This window comes from Paracoccus sp. (in: a-proteobacteria) (assembly GCF_035556475.1).
In the GTDB taxonomy this organism is placed as follows: domain Bacteria; phylum Pseudomonadota; class Alphaproteobacteria; order Rhodobacterales; family Rhodobacteraceae; genus Paracoccus.
This window is the reverse complement of the sequence record NZ_DATMFA010000081.1, coordinates 14,759-30,402: the sequence shown is the minus strand read 5'-3', so window position 1 is coordinate 30,402 and position 15,644 is coordinate 14,759. Positions and strand designations below refer to the sequence as shown.

13 protein-coding genes, 1 pseudogene and 1 riboswitch are annotated in these 15,644 nt (G+C 66.0%); of the genes and pseudogenes, 5 read left to right on the top strand and 9 right to left on the bottom strand.

The features are described from left to right. Positions 1-24 precede the first annotated feature (24 nt). The 5 genes from VNQ78_RS10495 (at position 25) to VNQ78_RS10475 (ending at position 6,527) form a co-directional block, all read left to right on the top strand. On the top strand, positions 25-1,635 hold the full coding sequence (locus tag VNQ78_RS10495) for an isocitrate lyase (RefSeq protein ID WP_325689406.1): 1,611 nt from the start codon (positions 25-27) through the stop codon (positions 1,633-1,635). Between the two features lie 131 nt (positions 1,636-1,766). Continuing rightward, a riboswitch (cobalamin riboswitch) is annotated at positions 1,767-1,966 on the top strand. A gap of 124 nt (positions 1,967-2,090) precedes the next feature. Further along, the gene (locus VNQ78_RS10490) at positions 2,091-3,956 is read left to right on the top strand and encodes a TonB-dependent receptor plug domain-containing protein (protein ID WP_325689404.1); all 1,866 of its coding nucleotides are present in this window, start codon (positions 2,091-2,093) and stop codon (positions 3,954-3,956) included. Next, positions 3,950-4,783 carry an ABC transporter substrate-binding protein gene (locus tag VNQ78_RS10485; protein WP_325689402.1) on the top strand — a complete coding sequence of 278 codons (834 nt, stop codon included), beginning with the start codon at positions 3,950-3,952 and terminating at the stop codon, positions 4,781-4,783. The genes VNQ78_RS10490 and VNQ78_RS10485 overlap by 7 nt, the downstream gene beginning before the upstream one ends. Then, positions 4,780-5,778, top strand: coding sequence for an iron ABC transporter permease (locus tag VNQ78_RS10480; protein WP_325689400.1), 999 nt, complete (start codon positions 4,780-4,782; stop codon positions 5,776-5,778). The genes VNQ78_RS10485 and VNQ78_RS10480 overlap by 4 nt, the downstream gene beginning before the upstream one ends. Further along, positions 5,775-6,527 (top strand): ABC transporter ATP-binding protein, encoded by a 753-nt coding sequence (locus VNQ78_RS10475; protein ID WP_325689398.1) that lies wholly within the window; start codon positions 5,775-5,777, stop codon positions 6,525-6,527. The genes VNQ78_RS10480 and VNQ78_RS10475 overlap by 4 nt, the downstream gene beginning before the upstream one ends. On the opposite strand, the gene VNQ78_RS10470 is transcribed toward VNQ78_RS10475, so the two are convergent. The 9 genes and pseudogenes from VNQ78_RS10470 to VNQ78_RS10430 all read right to left on the bottom strand — a co-directional run bounded on the left by VNQ78_RS10470 (position 6,517) and on the right by VNQ78_RS10430 (position 15,603). Further along, positions 6,517-8,454, bottom strand: a complete 1,938-nt coding sequence (locus tag VNQ78_RS10470) for a M10 family metallopeptidase (RefSeq protein WP_325689396.1) — start codon at positions 8,452-8,454, stop codon at positions 6,517-6,519. The genes VNQ78_RS10475 and VNQ78_RS10470 overlap by 11 nt on opposite strands. Then, positions 8,451-8,822 (bottom strand): hypothetical protein, encoded by a 372-nt coding sequence (locus tag VNQ78_RS10465; protein WP_325689394.1) that lies wholly within the window; start codon positions 8,820-8,822, stop codon positions 8,451-8,453. The genes VNQ78_RS10470 and VNQ78_RS10465 overlap by 4 nt, the downstream gene beginning before the upstream one ends. 205 nt (positions 8,823-9,027) lie before the next feature. Beyond that, positions 9,028-9,711: an ABC transporter permease gene (locus VNQ78_RS10460; protein ID WP_325689392.1), complete on the bottom strand. Its 684-nt coding sequence runs from the start codon at positions 9,709-9,711 to the stop codon at positions 9,028-9,030. A 1-nt stretch (position 9,712) separates the two neighbouring features. Beyond that, complete coding sequence (locus VNQ78_RS10455; RefSeq protein ID WP_325689390.1) at positions 9,713-10,420, bottom strand: ABC transporter permease subunit; 708 nt, start codon at positions 10,418-10,420, stop codon at positions 9,713-9,715. 69 nt (positions 10,421-10,489) lie between these two features. Continuing rightward, complete coding sequence (locus tag VNQ78_RS10450) at positions 10,490-11,290, bottom strand: transporter substrate-binding domain-containing protein (RefSeq protein ID WP_325689388.1); 801 nt, start codon at positions 11,288-11,290, stop codon at positions 10,490-10,492. Between the two features lie 73 nt (positions 11,291-11,363). Continuing rightward, complete coding sequence (locus tag VNQ78_RS10445; RefSeq protein WP_325689432.1) at positions 11,364-12,110, bottom strand: ABC transporter ATP-binding protein; 747 nt, start codon at positions 12,108-12,110, stop codon at positions 11,364-11,366. A 138-nt stretch (positions 12,111-12,248) separates the two neighbouring features. Further along, a pseudogene (locus VNQ78_RS10440) lies at positions 12,249-13,253 on the bottom strand (DUF2817 domain-containing protein); the annotation flags it as partial. Positions 13,254-13,402: 149 nt separating this feature from the next. Then, entirely contained in the window at positions 13,403-14,560 is a 1,158-nt protein-coding gene (locus VNQ78_RS10435; protein WP_325689430.1) for a 2Fe-2S iron-sulfur cluster-binding protein, read from the bottom strand. A 2-nt stretch (positions 14,561-14,562) separates the two neighbouring features. Further along, complete coding sequence (locus tag VNQ78_RS10430) at positions 14,563-15,603, bottom strand: aromatic ring-hydroxylating dioxygenase subunit alpha (protein WP_325689386.1); 1,041 nt, start codon at positions 15,601-15,603, stop codon at positions 14,563-14,565. Positions 15,604-15,644: the final 41 nt, after the last annotated feature.

Genomic DNA, 15,644 nt, shown 5'->3' with positions numbered 1-15,644 from the left:
TCGATCAAATTGAAAGGACCGACGATGACCACCCGAAAGACTTTTTTGGAAATCCGTGCCGAAGTGCAGTCCCGCTACCCCTCCGGGGCTACACCGGGTGGCGTTTCGGTCGATGACATCGTCCAGCTGAAGCTGCAGAACAGCTATGACACGCATCTCGACATCGCCCGCGACATGGCGCGGGTCATGCGGGCGGACATGGCGGCCTATGACGCGGACAGCGCCAAGTTCACGCAATCACTGGGCTGCTGGTCGGGCTTCCATGCCCAGCAGATGATCAAGTCGGTCAAGCGGATGCGCGGGACGGCCAAGGGCACCTATGTCTACCTCTCCGGCTGGATGGTCGCGGGCCTGCGCAACCGCTGGGGCCACCTGCCCGACCAGTCCATGCATGAAAAGACCGCCGTGGCCGAGCTGATCAACGAGATTTATGTCTCGCTGCGTCAGGCGGACGAGGTGGCGATCAACGACCTTTTCAAGGTGCTGAAAGCCGCCAAGACCGAGGCCGAGCGTAACGAGGCCATCGCCGCGATCGACAATTTCGAAAGCCATGTCGTGCCGATCATCGCCGATATCGACGCGGGCTTCGGGAACGAACACGCGACCTATCTGCTGGCGAAGGAGCTGATCAAGGCCGGCGCCTGCGCGCTCCAGATCGAGAACCAGGTCTCGGACGCCAAGCAATGCGGCCATCAGGACGGCAAGGTCACCGTCCCGCGCGAGGATTTCATCGAGAAGCTGCGCGCCTGCCGCCTCGCCTTCGAGGAAATGGGCGTGGACGAGGGCGTGATCGTCGCCCGGACCGACAGCCTTGGCGCCGGCCTGACCCAGAAGGTTCCGGTCAGCCAGCAGCCGGGCGACCTCGCCTGGGAATACAACAAGTGGCTCAGGACCGAGCAGATCACCGAAGCGAACCCGATCCGCGAGGGCGAGCTTGCGATCTATCAGGGTGGCGAGTTCGTGAAGCCCGCACGCCTTGCGAACGGTCTTTTCCCCTTCCGCGAAGGCTCGGGCCGTGCCCGCGTCATCGAGGATTGCATCGCCTGCCTGACGCAGGGCGGCGCCGATCTGCTGTGGATCGAAACCGACACGCCCAATGTCGACGAGATCGCCGGCATGGTGGGCGAGATCCGCAAGGTGGTCCCGAATGCGAAGCTGACCTATAACAACTCGCCCAGCTTCAACTGGACGCTGAACCTGCGCAAACAGGTCCGCACGCAATGGCTCGAGGAAGGCCGCATCAACGCCTCCGACTATCCCGAAGGCAACGAGCTGATGAAGTCCGATTTCGACGCGACCGAACTGGGGCGCGAGGCGGATCAACGGCTTCAGCGCTTCCAGACCGACATCTCGGCCCGTGCGGGCGTGTTCCACAACCTGATCACGCTGCCGACCTTCCACCTGACCGCCAAGTCGATGGACGAGCTGAGCCGTGGCTATTTCGGCGAGCAGAAGATGCTGGCCTATGTCGCCACCGTCCAGCGCGAGGAGATCCGTCGCGGCATCTCGGCCGTCAAGCACCAGCACGAGGTCGGCTCGGATCTGGGCGACACGTTCAAGGAGATGGTCGGAGGCGAGCGCGCCCTGAAGGCGGGCGGTCATGCCAACACGATGAACCAGTTCGCGGCCGAGTAACGCCGCAACGATGAAGGCCGGTTTCCCTGCGGGATTCGGCTCACCGGCCCTCATGGCGCCGCCCCCTCGGGGCGGCGCCTTTCGCATTCCGGCCACGCGAGGCAATGCTTGACATCGCACGTGATTGTGAGCCAACACGTTCCCGCTTCGGTTCCGGCGGCAATCCCGCCGGATCAAAAGGGAATGCGGTGCGCCACCCGGCAATGCCGCAACTGCCCCCGCAACTGTAGGCGGTGAGCAAGGGCCGACGATGCCACTGGGGAACACCCGGGAAGGCCGGCCTGCGCCTTGATCCGCAAGTCAGGAGACCTGCCGCAGCACTCACCCATTCCCGGCGCGAGGGGCGCCGAGGGAGCGGCGATCCGCAGAGGTGACCTCACCCGCCCTGCGGCCGGACCATTGGTCCGCGGGGCATCTTGCAGGCAAGCACCGCCTGTGCCCGGAAAGGTCTAGGAATGAAGTTCTGCCCCAATCTCCCGATCGCCCTTGCTGCGGCAATCCTGCCCGCCGCCACCGTTGCGCAAGAGGCGGTGACGCTTGACCCGCTGATCCTCTCGGCGGGTTTCGATCCGATCGCCAGCGACGCCTATGGCCGCGCGGCGACCGTGCTGACCTCCGAGGAAATCGAGACGCGCGGCCTCGTCACCCTGCAGGACGCGCTGCGGGCCGTGCCGGGGGTCTCGGTCTCGAGCAGCGGCGGCTCCTATACGCAGGTTCGGATGCGGGGCGGCGAGGCCGATCATGTCCTGATCCTCGTCGACGGGATCGAGATCGCGGGCGGGGCCGATGAATATGTGCTGAGCGGATTCGAGACCGCGAATATCGACCGGATCGAGGTGCTGCGCGGGCCGCAATCGGTGTACTACGGCTCGAACGCCTCGGCCGGGGTGATCAATATCATCACCCGGACCGGCGGTCCCGGCCTCTCTTATGGCGGCGCGGTCGAGCTTGGGAACGGCGCCTCGGCCTCGGCCAATGTGTCGCGGAACGGGGATCGCGGCGGGATCGCGCTGGACCTCTCGGCGCGCGACGATCACGGCTATGACCAGTCGGGCGATGGCGGCGAAAAGGACGGGCTGAACCGCAAGACGGTCGGCCTTTCGGGCTGGTTCCAGGCGACCGAGAACCTGAAGCTGGGCGGCAGCCTGCGCCAGGCCTGGGAAACCTATGACTATGACGCCGAAAACTACTTCGCGACGACGGCCGAGGAATATGTGCAGGACGACCCGACCCTTTCCGGCGACCGGGACGAGTTTCAGGGCGCGGTCTGGGCAGATCTTGCCATGATGGACGGACGCCTGACGCAGCGGCTCGACTATCAGGACAGTGTCCTGAAACAAAGCCGGACAGACAGCGGCGAGACGCGGGGCGAGACGCGCAAACTGAAATACCGGCTGAGCTTCGGGCTGGACGGGCTGGCCGTGGCCGAGACGCGGCATGTCCTGAATGTCATGGCCGAGCACCAGACCGACGAATCCTCCTCTGCGCCGGGGCGCGACCGCGAGATGACCTCGCTGGCGGTGGAATATCGCGCCTTCCTTGATAATGGTCTCGATATTCAGGCCGGGCTGCGTCACGACACGAACAAGGTGTTCGACGATTTCACCAGCTGGAACATCGGCCTCTCGTGGCAGGTGCCGGACCTGCCGCTGCGGCTGCGCGGCTCGGCCGGGACCGGGCTGGTCAACCCCTCGTTCTTCGAGCTTTACGCCGATGACGCCTATACGCGCGGCAATCCCAATCTGGCGCCCGAGACGAATCGCGGCTTCGATCTGGGGATCGAGGCCGAGCTTCCCAATGATCGCGGGGTCATTGAGCTGACCTATTTCCGCGAGCGGCTGGAGGACGAGATCGCCTATGTCTTCGTCCCCGGCGACCGCGCGACCTATACGAACCTTTCGGGCGAAAGCACGCGCGAGGGGATCGAGGCCAGCGCGCGGATCAAGGCCAGCGAAAATCTGGGCCTCGCGCTCAGCTATACCTATATCGACGCGAAAAATCCCGATGGCTCGATCGAGGTCCGCCGGCCCCGGAACGAATTCGGCCTGTCCGCGACGCTCGCCTTCATGGAGGGGCTCGGACAGGTGACGGCGGACCTGCGCCATGTCTCGGGGAATTACGACAGCCAGTTCTTCGGCGACTATGCCACTGCGGAGTTGTCGGCCTATAACGTCGTGAACATGTCGGCAGGGTTCGACCTGACCGACGAGGTGCGGCTGACGGGGCGCGTCGTGAACCTTTTCGATACGGAATATTCGGATGTCTGGGGCTTCGCCTCGCAGGGCAGGACGTTCTATGCCGGGCTTCAGGCGCAATGGTAGGGCGCTGGCTGGCGGTGCTGGCAGCCATCGGCATTGCCATGCCCGCGCTGGCCGAAGGGCCGGAACGGGTGGTGTCGATCAACCTCTGCACCGACCAGCTTGCCATGATGATCGCGGCGCCGGGGCAGCTTGTCTCGGTCTCGCGTCACGCCCTTGACCCCAGCATGTCGGCAATGGCCGATGAGGCGCGCGGCCTCTCCGCCAATTCCGGCACGGCTGAGGAGATCTTCCTGCTCCGCCCCGACCTCGTGCTGGCGGGCAGCTTCACCAATCCCATCACCCTCGCGATGCTGGAGAGGCTGGGTGTCCCGGTCGAGGTCTTTCCGGCCGAGGAAACCGTCGAAGGCATCCGGGACAATATGCGCCGCATGGGCAAGGCGCTGGGGCGCGAGGCCGAGGCCGGGGCCGCGATCACGGCCTTCGACGCCGAGCTTGCCCGGCTTGACGACGCCCCGGCAACGGCGCGCCCGCGCGCGGCGCTTTACGCGGCGAACGGCTACAGTTCGGGCAGCCAGAGCCTTGCCGGACAGATCGTGGCGCTTGCGGGTTTCGACAATATCGCCGACGAGATGGGCTTTGGCGCGGGCGGCCACCTCTCGCTTGAGAGCCTGCTGCTCTCGCATCCCGACCTGCTGGTCGAGGGGCGCCGATACCCCGGCCATTCCCGTGCCGAGGAGCCGCTGGACCACCCCGCCCTGCGCGCGCTGACCCGCAGCGTGCCTTCGGTACGGACGAATGATCCCGACTGGGTCTGCGGGACGCCCCGGATCCTGCGCGCCGTGTCGCAACTGCGCGACGCCCGCCTTGCCTTGCCGGAGGCGAAATGACCCGGCCCCGCTATTGCCTCCTGCTGGCCGGGCTGGGCCTGCTGGTCGGCCTGCTGTTTCTCGCCTCGCTGCTGACCGGACCGGCCGGGATCGGCATTGGCCGATCGCTCGCCGCGCTTTTCGGCGGCGGGGACGAGGTGCTGGGTCTGGTGATGCGCGAGATCCGGCTGCCGCGCGCGATCCTCGGCCTCGCGGTCGGGGCGGCGCTTGGCGTCTCGGGCGCGGCCTTGCAGGGCTTTCTGCGCAATCCGCTGGCCGAGCCGGGCCTGATCGGGACCAGCGCCTCGGCCGCATTGGGCGCGGTCATCGCGATCCATACCGGGCTGGCGGCGGCCTTTCCGCTGGCGCTGCCTTTCGCCGCGCTGGCCGGGGCGCTGGCCTCGGTCGCGCTGTTGCTGGTGCTGGCCGGGCCGAGGGCCATGACGCTGTCGCTGATCCTTGCGGGCATCGCGATTTCGGCGTTGGCGGGGGCCGCGACCTCGCTGGTGCTGAACCTCTCGCCCAATCCCTTCGCCGCGAATGAGATCGTCTTCTGGATGATGGGCTCGCTTGCCGATCGCTCGATGTTGCATGTCTGGATCGCTCTGCCCGTCATGGCGCTTGGCCTTGCGATGCTGCTGCCAACGGCGGGATCGCTGGACGCGCTGACGCTGGGCGAGGATGCCGGCGCCTCGATGGGCGTCGATCTTGGCCGGCTGAGGCTGCTGCTGGCCGGCGGCACGGCGGCGCTGATCGGCGGCGCCACTGCGGTTGCGGGCAGCATCGGCTTTGTCGGGCTGGTCGCGCCGCATGTCCTGCGCCGCGCGGTCGGATCGCGGCCCTCGCGCCTCTTGCCCGCCTCGGCCCTTGGCGGCGCGGCGATGGTGCTGGGCGCGGATATCGCGGTCAGGTTGATCATGCCGGATCGCGACCTGAAGCTGGGCGTGCTGACGGCGCTGGTCGGCGCGCCCTTCTTCCTGCACCTGATCGTCAAGACCCGGGGGGACACGCCATGAGCCGCCTGACCCTCTCGGGACTGACCTGCCGGTTGGCCGGGCGAACGGTCGTCGATGCTGTGGACCTGACCCTGCAACCGGGTGAGTTCGTCGGCCTGATCGGCCCGAATGGCGCGGGCAAGACGACGCTTTTGCGTGCCGCGCTGGGGCTGCTACCCTTTACCGGCCATTCCTCGATCGCCGCACTGCCGGTCCGGGCGCGTGCCCGCGCCGCTGCCTTCATGCCGCAGGGCCGCGAGATCGCCTGGCCGCTGACGGTCGAGGATCTGGTCGCCCTTGGCCGCGTCGCCCATCCCGATGCTGCGGCCGCCGCCGACCGCGCCGCGACCGACCGCGCCATCGCGGCGCTGCGGCTGGACGGGCTGCGCCACCGCCCCGCCACCTCGCTTTCGGGGGGCGAACAGGCCCGCGCGCTGCTGGCCCGGGCGCTGGCGCAGGAAACCCCGCTGCTGGTCACGGACGAGCCTGCCGCCGCGCTGGACCCGGCCGCGCAGATCGAGGTGATGGAGCTTTTCCGCAACCTCGCAGCCGAGGGGCGCACCATCCTGAGTTCGCTGCACGATCTGGGCAGCGCCGCGCGCCATTGCTCGCGGCTGATCCTGCTGGAGGGGGGGCGCATCACCGCCGATGGCCCGCCCGAGGCAGTCCTGACCGCCAAAAACCTCGCCCGCAGCTTCGGCGTCACCGCCCATGTCGAACGCGGCCCGCATGGGTTGATCTTCCAGATCCTCGGCCGGATCACACGATGATCAGATCGTTCGACAACAGCTGGATGTTGGTCAGGTTGTCGACGGTCAGGACATTGCCATTGCCGAAGCGGAAAACGGCATCCCCGTTCTCGACATGGGCGAAATTCAGCACCTGCGCGACGGTGCGGGGCGTGCCGCCCCACAGCGCGTTCTCGATCAGCAGCGTATCGACGTCATTCTGAAAATCCGCGACCAGATCGCGCCCGGCATTGAACAGGAACTCGTCGGCACCGGCGCCACCCCACAGGGTATCCGCCCCTCCGTTGCCGACCAGCCGGTCATTGCCGCCCAGACCGCGGAGGATATTGGCACCCGCATTGCCATGGAGCAGGTTGGCCGCGCTGTTTCCGGTGCCGTTCACCGCCGCCGTGCCGGTCAGGCGAAGATCCTCCATATTCGCGCCGAGGGTGGTCGAAAGACCGATGCGCAGTTGGTCCCGGCCCGCCCCCGCCGCCTCGACGATCGTGTCGAAGCGATCGGCCAGATAGACGTCATTGCCCGCGCCGCCGGCGAGCGTGTCGCGCCCTGCCCCGCCGACAAGGGTGTCCCCTCCGCCCCCGCCACGCAGCACGTCATTCCTGCCATTGCCCCAGATCGTATTGTTTTGGGCATTGCCGGACAGCCTGTCATTGCCTGACCCGGCGCGGATGTTCTCGATCCAGGTGCCCGGCGCAATCGAGACATTGCCGATCAGGCCGTAGGCGTCCGAAAAGCTGCCCGGCGCCAGCGAGATCCGCTGGTTGTCGCTGTCCCGCGCCAGATTGAGCGTGTCGATCCCGCCGTCATCGACGATGGCGAAGGCAATGTCATCCCGCGTCTCGGTCGAGGCGAGGAGGTTCGAGATCCGGGCATAATTGCCGCCCGCGTTGCTGCCTTCGCCATAGATGCTGTTCCCCATGCGAAGGTCGGCATCGCCATAGAGGCTGCGCATCGCCAATATATCGGCCGACATGGCCGAGACGATATAGGCAAAGTTCGCGTTGACATAGGTGTTGTCGGTCTGACTGAAGTAGGACATGACCGAGGCCTGCCAGCTGTCGTTGCGATAGTGATTGTCCTCGCCGAAGGTCGCCGCGCCATTGTAGTTGCCGGCATGGCCCAGTCCCAGCGCGTGACCGATCTCGTGAATATAGGTCTGGAAGGAATAGGTCGCGAAACCGGTGCCATAGGCCGAAAGCCAGTCCAGCCCGACATTCACCGTGGAGTGGTCGATGACGCCGCCAAACACGGTCGATTGCGAATAGGCGCCGCTATACTGGTCGTCGAAACGGATATCCGCTCCGCCCGCGCCGGGATTGGGGTTGAAGCGGATGCCCGTCACGTCGGTCCATGCTTGCAGCGCGGCGGTGGCGAGCCTGCGCCCGTCCGCCGTCAGACCCGAGAGGTCGACCGTCAGCACCTCGCCCGGCCCGACATCGAAGGCGCGACGGCTGCCGCCCTGCTCCTGCCAATAGCCATCGGTCAATTGGCGGGCGATCTGGGCCAGGGTGAATGTCGGCGTGGTGTCGGGCGCGACGTAAAGGACATAGTCCCCCGTCCCGCCCCCGTCATAGGCCCTCGCGTCGATATAGAAGCTGCCCGCCCGCGTGACGTTCAGCGTGACGCTGGAATCGAGGCTGTCGGGCGAGCGGTCGTCATTGTAGGTGACCAGCCTTCCCGATGAATCGTAGATCCGCAGATAGGGATCCGTCAGGTCGTTGCTGCCCCTGCCGTCAAGCGTGATGGCATAATGTCCCGGCTGGAGATCGACGCGAACCCAGTCGGCGTCGCCCGCCCGCCCGATCCTGCCGTTGAAGCTGTCGCCCGGATTGATCACATAACCGGTGCCCGCATGGGCCGGCGCGTCACCCATTTCCGTGCGGATCGCGCGCGCGGTGCTGGTGGCGGCTGCGGATGTCAGCCTGTCGTCTGTCGGTGCAAGCGTCATCTGCCCTCCTCAGGCACCAGCCCTGCCCGATCGAGCAGGTTTCTGGCGAATAGCTCGATTCCCGCCCGCGTCGGCGCGGCGCGGTCCATCACGGCAAGCTCGGCCTCCTCTCCCCTGGCCGTCCTGCCGTCGCGAATGATGTCGAGGCGCGCCCGCAGCGTTTCGGGTCGGGGCGACCGGGCCGTCAGCACCAGTTCGACCCTATCCGGGAACGCGCGGCGGGAAAGCGCGCCGCGCAAGGCATCGCAAAGCATGAGCGCGTCCTTGCCGACCACGTCGCAACTGAGGCCCGAACGGTCCTCGGCCCGCAGGACGCCCGCCATGCCAAGAGATGCGATGAGAATGAAGGCAGGCGCGCATCTGGACATCGAAAACCCAATGGATCAAGGAAAGCCCGCGCTTCCCCGAACGCATGCTTCTGCCCGATTAAACACGCAGCACCCGACCCGGGGCCAGTTGTCCATTTGGTTGGGTATCACCTCGCCCGATGCGGTGCGAAGCAAGGCGCTTCCCGCACGGCATCGTGCTTTATCGTCCTCGGGAACGCAAAGCACGGTCAGTCAGGGCTGACCCTCATCTTGCCGGGCTGGTCAGCCGGTTCTCGATACGGCGGACGGCGAAGATCAGAGCGGCATTGATCAGCAGGTAGAAGATGCCGGCGATGGTGAAAACCTCGAAAATGGCATAGGTCTGGCTCATCAGCCGCTTGGCGTGGCCGGTGATCTCCAGCACCGTGATGGTCGAGGCGAGACTGGTGCCCTTGATGACCAGCACCATCTCGTTGCCATAGGCGGGAAGCGCCTGACGGATCGCCAGCGGAAACTCGATCCGGCGAAAGCGCAGGGCGCGCGACATGCCTGCGGCCTTCGCCGCCTCGATCAGGCCAACCGGGATGGAGATCAGCCCACCGCGCAGGATTTCCGAGGTATAGGCGGCGGTGTTCAGCGCCAATGCCATGATCGCGCAATGCGTGCCGCCGCCGATCACCCACCAAAGGACCGGGTTCTCGCGGACGAAATCGAACTGCCCCAGCCCGTAATAGAACAGGAACAGCTGCACCAGCAGTGGCGTGCCGCGAAAGACGGCGCTGTAATATTCCGCAAAGCCCGACATCAGGCGGTTGCCGGAGACCCGCATGACGGCCAGTCCCAACCCGAGGCAGAAGCCGATCGCAAGCGAGACCGAGGCGAGCGTCAGGGTCGTCCCGACCCCCTTGCCGATCGTCGTGACGGCGCGGTGCAGCAAATCCCAATCCATTTCAGGCCCTTCCCTTCAGGACGAGTGCGCGTTCCGCGCGCTTGAAGCCGGACTGGCTGACGAAGGTGATGGCAAGATAGACAGCCCCCGCGACGAGGTAGAAGATGAAGGGGCTGCGGGTCGATCCCGCGCCGACAAAGGCGGTGCGCATCAGCTCTTGCAGCCCCACGACCGAAATCAGCGCCGTGTCCTTCATCGTCGCCTGCCAGACGTTGTTCACCCCCGGCGCGGCGATGCGCAGCATCTGCGGCAGGATGATGCGGCGGAAGATGCGGGCCTTCGGCATCCCGAGCGCGCGGGCGGCCTCGACATGGCCGGTCGGGATCGCGGCCAGCGCCCCCCGCACCACCTCGGTCGAATAGGACCCCGAGATCGCGCCGATGGCGATGATGCCGATCAGGAAGGGATAGCCGGTCTCGGCCAGCCCCGCCCAGCCGAAGGCGGTTCCGATCCGGGCCACGAGTTCGACCGACGAAAAGAACAGCAGGTAGATGATGAGCAGTTCAGGCACGCCGCGCACGACCGTCGTATAGATGTCGACCAGCCAGTTCAGCGGCACCACGCGCGCCCATTTGATCAGCCCGCAGGCGATCCCGGTCGCAAGGCCCAGCAGCATCGCGCCGACGCCGACCAGAATCGTGACCGAGGCGCCGCGCAGCAACGCGCCGACCCAGCCGCCTTCCCAAAGCTGCATTAGCCCGAATTCCATTGAGTCCGCCTGCCTGGATGGGTGGGTGGTTGGGGGAAGGCGATCCTCGCCTTCCCGGTCAGCCCTGGCTCACTTGCACTTCTGCGAGATGTCCAGCTTGAACCATTTCTCCGAGGCGGTTTTCAGTGTTCCCTCCTCGCCCAGATCGCAAAGCGCCTGGTTGATCTTTTCCTTGAGTTCGCCTTCGTCCTTGCGGATGCCGATGCCAAGCCCCTTGCCAAGCGTCGCGTCCGAGGTGGAATCGATCACGACATCAACAAGCTGGAAGTCGGCAGCTTCGGGCTGGGCGAGAAAGTCGTTCTGTGCAGAGGTATCCGCAAAGGACGTGTCCAGACGTCCGCTGGACAGGTCGATCTGCATCTGGTCCAGCGTGTCATAGGTCATCAGCTGCGCGTCGGGCATGTTCTTCTCGACATAGGCCGCATGGGTCGTGCCCGACTGGACACCGATGCGCAGGCCGCTCAGATCCTTCTTCAGGGTGTCGAGATCCTTGACCCCAGCAAGCTCGGACTCCTTCTTCACCACGAACTGGTTGGGGAACTCACCATAGCTGTTCGAGAAGTCGATCTGCTTCTGGCGTTCGTCCGTGATCGACATGCCCGAGATGATGACGTCGAAACGCTTGGCGTTCAGCGCCGGGATCAGCCCGTCGAAGGCCTGCACGACGAAGCGGCATTTCAGTTGCAGCTTCTCGCAGACCGCGTTGCCAACATCGGCGTCGAAGCCGGTCACGTTGCCATTGGCATCGGCCATCGAGAAGGGCGGATAGGCGCCCTCGGTGCCGATGACCAGCTCGCCCTCGGCGGCATGGGCGACGGGGCCAAGCCCGCAAGCGAGGACGGCGGCGAGAGACAGGAGTTTCAGTTTCATGCTTGGTTCCCTTGGTTGGATGAACGTCACATTCTTTCGCGTGTGATCGTCGGGTTGCCGCATCAGGGCCGGGCTAGTTGCATCTGGCGAGGAACTGGCTCAGCCGTTCGGAGCGGGGATTGGTGAAGATATGGTCCGGGGCGCCTTCTTCCTCGACCCGGCCCTGATGCAGGAATTTGATGTGATGCGAGACTTCGCGCGCGAACTGCATCTCATGCGTGACGAGGATCATGGTGTTCCCCTCTTCGGCAAGCTGGCGGATCACCCGCAGCACCTCGCCCACAAGCTCGGGGTCAAGGGCCGAGGTCGGCTCGTCCAGCAGGATGACCTTGGGGCGCATGGCCAGCGTCCGCGCAATCGCCGCGCGCTGTTGCTGACCGCCCGAAAGCTGGCCGGGGAAATGCGCGTGCTTGTCCGACAGGCCGACCTTTTTCAGCAACTCATGCGCGCGGTCCGTCGCCTCGACCTTGCTTTCCTTCAGGACGTGCACGGGCGCCTCGATGATATTGTCCAGCACGGAAAGATGCGGCCACAGGTTGAAGTTCTGAAAAACCATGCCGACGCGGGCCCGGATGCGTTCGACCTGTTTCTGATCGGCGGGAACCGCCGCCCCGTCCCTGCCGGGCTTCAGGCGGATCTCCTCTCCGTCGATCAGGATGCGGCCGCTTTTCGGCTGTTCGAGCAAGTTGATGCAGCGCAGGAAGGTCGACTTGCCCGAGCCGGAAGACCCGATCATCGACACGACCTCGCCCGGTTGCGCAACCAGGTCCACACCCTTCAGCACCTCAAGCGTGCCATAGCTTTTGTGCAGGTCATGGATTTCGACCGCCGGCTGGCCGGATTGCGGGGCGCGGGCCGCCGGACGGGCCGCGACGGCGCGTTTCGGGGCGCTGCCGCCCTTGGCCTCAAGGTCCGCAAGCGCGCGGTCGAAACAGGACAGGCTGACCGCCAGCACCTGCGTTTGCCAGGCCGGATCCGCGGGAATGAAGGCGTGGCGCAGGCTGTCCTTGATCTGCTGTCCCTGGGCCGAGGCGACGTCGCCATGCAGGTGCAGCCAGTTATCTGCCCGGACGGTGTCGTTGACTTCTTCCCCCGGCAGCGTCCCGCATTCGATCACCAGCGGCAGGACGCGCGCCCGCGGCGTCCCCCTGCGCACCGCGTCCGAGACATAGCCCGTCGCCGTCGCCGCAATGCCGGTATCCGTGGTCTTTCCCGCGCCGGTCAGGACGACGGAGAGCGCCGGGCCGTAAAGCGCCTTGCCCCAGTCGAGTCCCGCATGGTCCTCCACCGCCACCGACAGCAAAGCCGGATAGCCATAGGGGCCCGCGCCGGTATGCAGGTCGAAGACGACCACATCCTCGGCCCCGGACGCGAAGTCGGACAGGATGCGGTTCAGCGTCAGGTTCGACCAGACCGCGCCATCGCCACCATAGAACAGCCCGTCGGGATGGGTGTATTGCCCTGCCTCGATCGTCGAGGCGAGGCCGGCATAGCCGCCCGCCCGCTGCTGCGCCTGCGCATAGGCATCGCGCGCCCGCGCCCGGTCGGGGCCGTCCAGATCGGTGAAGGTCAGCGCCGGATGCAGCGCCGGATAGCCCGGATTTTCGGGCCGCGGCTGCGACCAGTCGATGAAGTTGCGGTTCAGGTCGACATTGTCCTCGTTCACGCGGCGCGACCAGGCGGCGCCCCATGGGTTGATCAGATGGATCAGCAGGACGGCGACATTCTCGGGCAGGTGCCAGGGCGTGTGCCTGCGCATCCACGCCACCTGCGCGGCCGAGCCATAGGCGCCCTCGACCCCATGCGTGCCGGAATTGACGATCAGAAGCCGCGTCGCATTCCGGCTGCCGATCAGGGCCACGTCGGTGGCAAGGACCTCGGCATGGGGGCCGGGCAAAGGGTGGCGATATTCGACGATCTCGGCCCCGGCGGCTTTCGCTGCCTCCAGGAACCCGGCCCGCATGGTCGGATAATCAAGCGGCATGAAGGTCATGGCGTCGCCCCTTCCCTTTCCTTGAATGTCAGGAAAGTCCCGCGATTTTTCACATGACGGCCCGATTACCCTCAGGTTGACGCGGCCTTCGGGACGAGGTTGCAAGCTTGGCATCGGCGTCACAGCTCCAGAACGACGCGCCCGGCGGGACGCGAACAGCAGATCAGCACCTGACCGGGCGGCGGCGGGTCGAGCGGGTCCGAGACATATTCGACCGCCCCTTCGGCGATGCCGCAGCGGCAGGTGCCACAGATCCCCGCGCGGCAACTGAAGGCTGGGTCCAGCCCCGCCCCTTCGGCCAGTTCAAGGATCGAGGCCGCGCCATCGCTCCACGGGACGGTCACGCCCGAGCGGGCAAAGACCACCTCGGCCCCCGGCCCCTCCGTGGCGGACAGAACCGGGCGCGCAATCTGATCGGGCAAGGCGCGGGCATCGGGGTCGGTGATGAACTCCAGCCGGGACAGCGATTGCGGCGCATGGGCGGGCATCCGGCGGTCGGTATGGGTCGCCGCCACGGGCGCGGCGGCCAGCGCGGCCAGCGACCCACCTTTGCCGAAAAACTCATAGGCGATGCGGTGGGGCGCGATGCCGAGCCCGGTCAGAAGCCGCCACATCGCGACCATGAAGGGGGTCGGCCCGCACAGATAGACGTCATAGTCATCCAGCGGCAGCAGCGACTGCAAAAGCGCCCGGTCCACCATGCCCTCGCCGTCGAAGCGTGCCGCGGCGCGGTCCTCTTCGGTCGGCGCACGATAGACGTTGCGCAGGGTGATGCGCCCGTCCGAGGCGGCGGAGAGCGCCGCAACCTCGTCCCGCAGCGCGTGAACCTCGCCATTCTCGACGGCATGGACGAACCATGCCCGGCGCCGGGTCTGCACCAGCCGGTGCAGCATGGCCAGCAAGGGAGTCATGCCGACGCCGCCCGCCAGCAGCAGGACCGGCCGCTCGCTCGTCTCGTCAAGGCAGAAGCTGCCGCGGGGGGCGGCGATTTCCACGATGTCGCCTTCGGCCAGCTTGTCATGCAGCCAACCCGACCCCGATCCCATCGGCTCGCGCTTGACGCTGATCCGATGGTGATCGCGACCCTCGGCCGGGGCGGACAGGGAATAGGTGCGCAGCACCGGGCCTTCGGCAAGGGGGATGCGCAGGGTCAGATACTGGCCCGGCCGCATGTCCCAAAGCGGGCCGCCATCCTCGGGCACCAGATGGAACGAGGTGATGACGCTGCTTTCCGGCAATTTCCGGGCGACTCGGAACCGGCGAAAACCCCCGGCCATGGTCACGCCCGCATCTTTTCGTCGACCATCCGCTCTTCGGCGATCATCGCCTCAAGCTGGCGGCGGAAGCGCAGCTGGCCCGCGTCGATCGACAGGTCGATATGGGGCGAGGTCTTGGAGGTCATGCCGACCTGCACCTCGTTCAGCACGGCGCGATCTTCCTCGAAGGCGTGGCGGACGTCCTCGGACATCATCAAGGACAGGTCTGCGTCATCGGGCCGGATGTTGCGCAGCTGGAACCAGTAATAGCGGGTCTCGGTCTCGGTCGTGGGCGTCATGAAATTGTAGCTGTCCATGACGAAGGTTTTTTCATCCAGCGTCCCGTCAGGCCCGCCGGTGCCCGCCGGGGTAAAGACCGCGCGGATCAGCGCGTGGCTGGGATAGCGCACCTCGTAATGCTGCAACCGGTCGCAATTCCCCTCGAACTCGACGATCTTCTTGTAGAAGGGCGCGGGCTCGACATTCATCATCCAGCGGTGGACGATGACGCCATTGTCGGTGCGCGTCACCTTCAGCGGCGCATCCTTGGTCGCGGCCTGGGCGAAGCTGCTTTCGTGAACCCATGCGACATGCGTGGGGTCCAGCAGGTTGTCGCACATCAGCAGGTAGTTGCACTGCAACTCCATCGCGGCGCCGCGATTGATGCCCCAGTCCGGGCTGTCGAAATTCGGGATGTCGATGATGTCGTCGGCATCGGCGATGGCGGCATTGCCCATCCAGATCCAGACGAGGCCGTATTTCTCGTGCACCGGATAGGGCCGGACCTTCGCGGCCGAGGGGATGCGCCCGCCGCCCGGCGCCCAGACGCATTGACCGGCGCAGTCGAAGGTCAGGCCGTGATAGCTGCATTCGACATTGTCGCCCTTGATGCGGCCCTTGGACAGCGGAAGCTTGCGGTGCGGGCAGGCATCCTCAAGCGCGATCACCTCATCCTGGCTGTTGCGATAGACGCAGATCTTTTCCCCCAGAACGACGATCTGCTGCAGGCTGTCCGTGACCTCGTGGCTCCAGGCCGCAACGTACCAGGCGTTCTTCAGAAACATGGCTGCATCCTTCGTAGCTGTGTTGGGTCAACCTTAGCGCC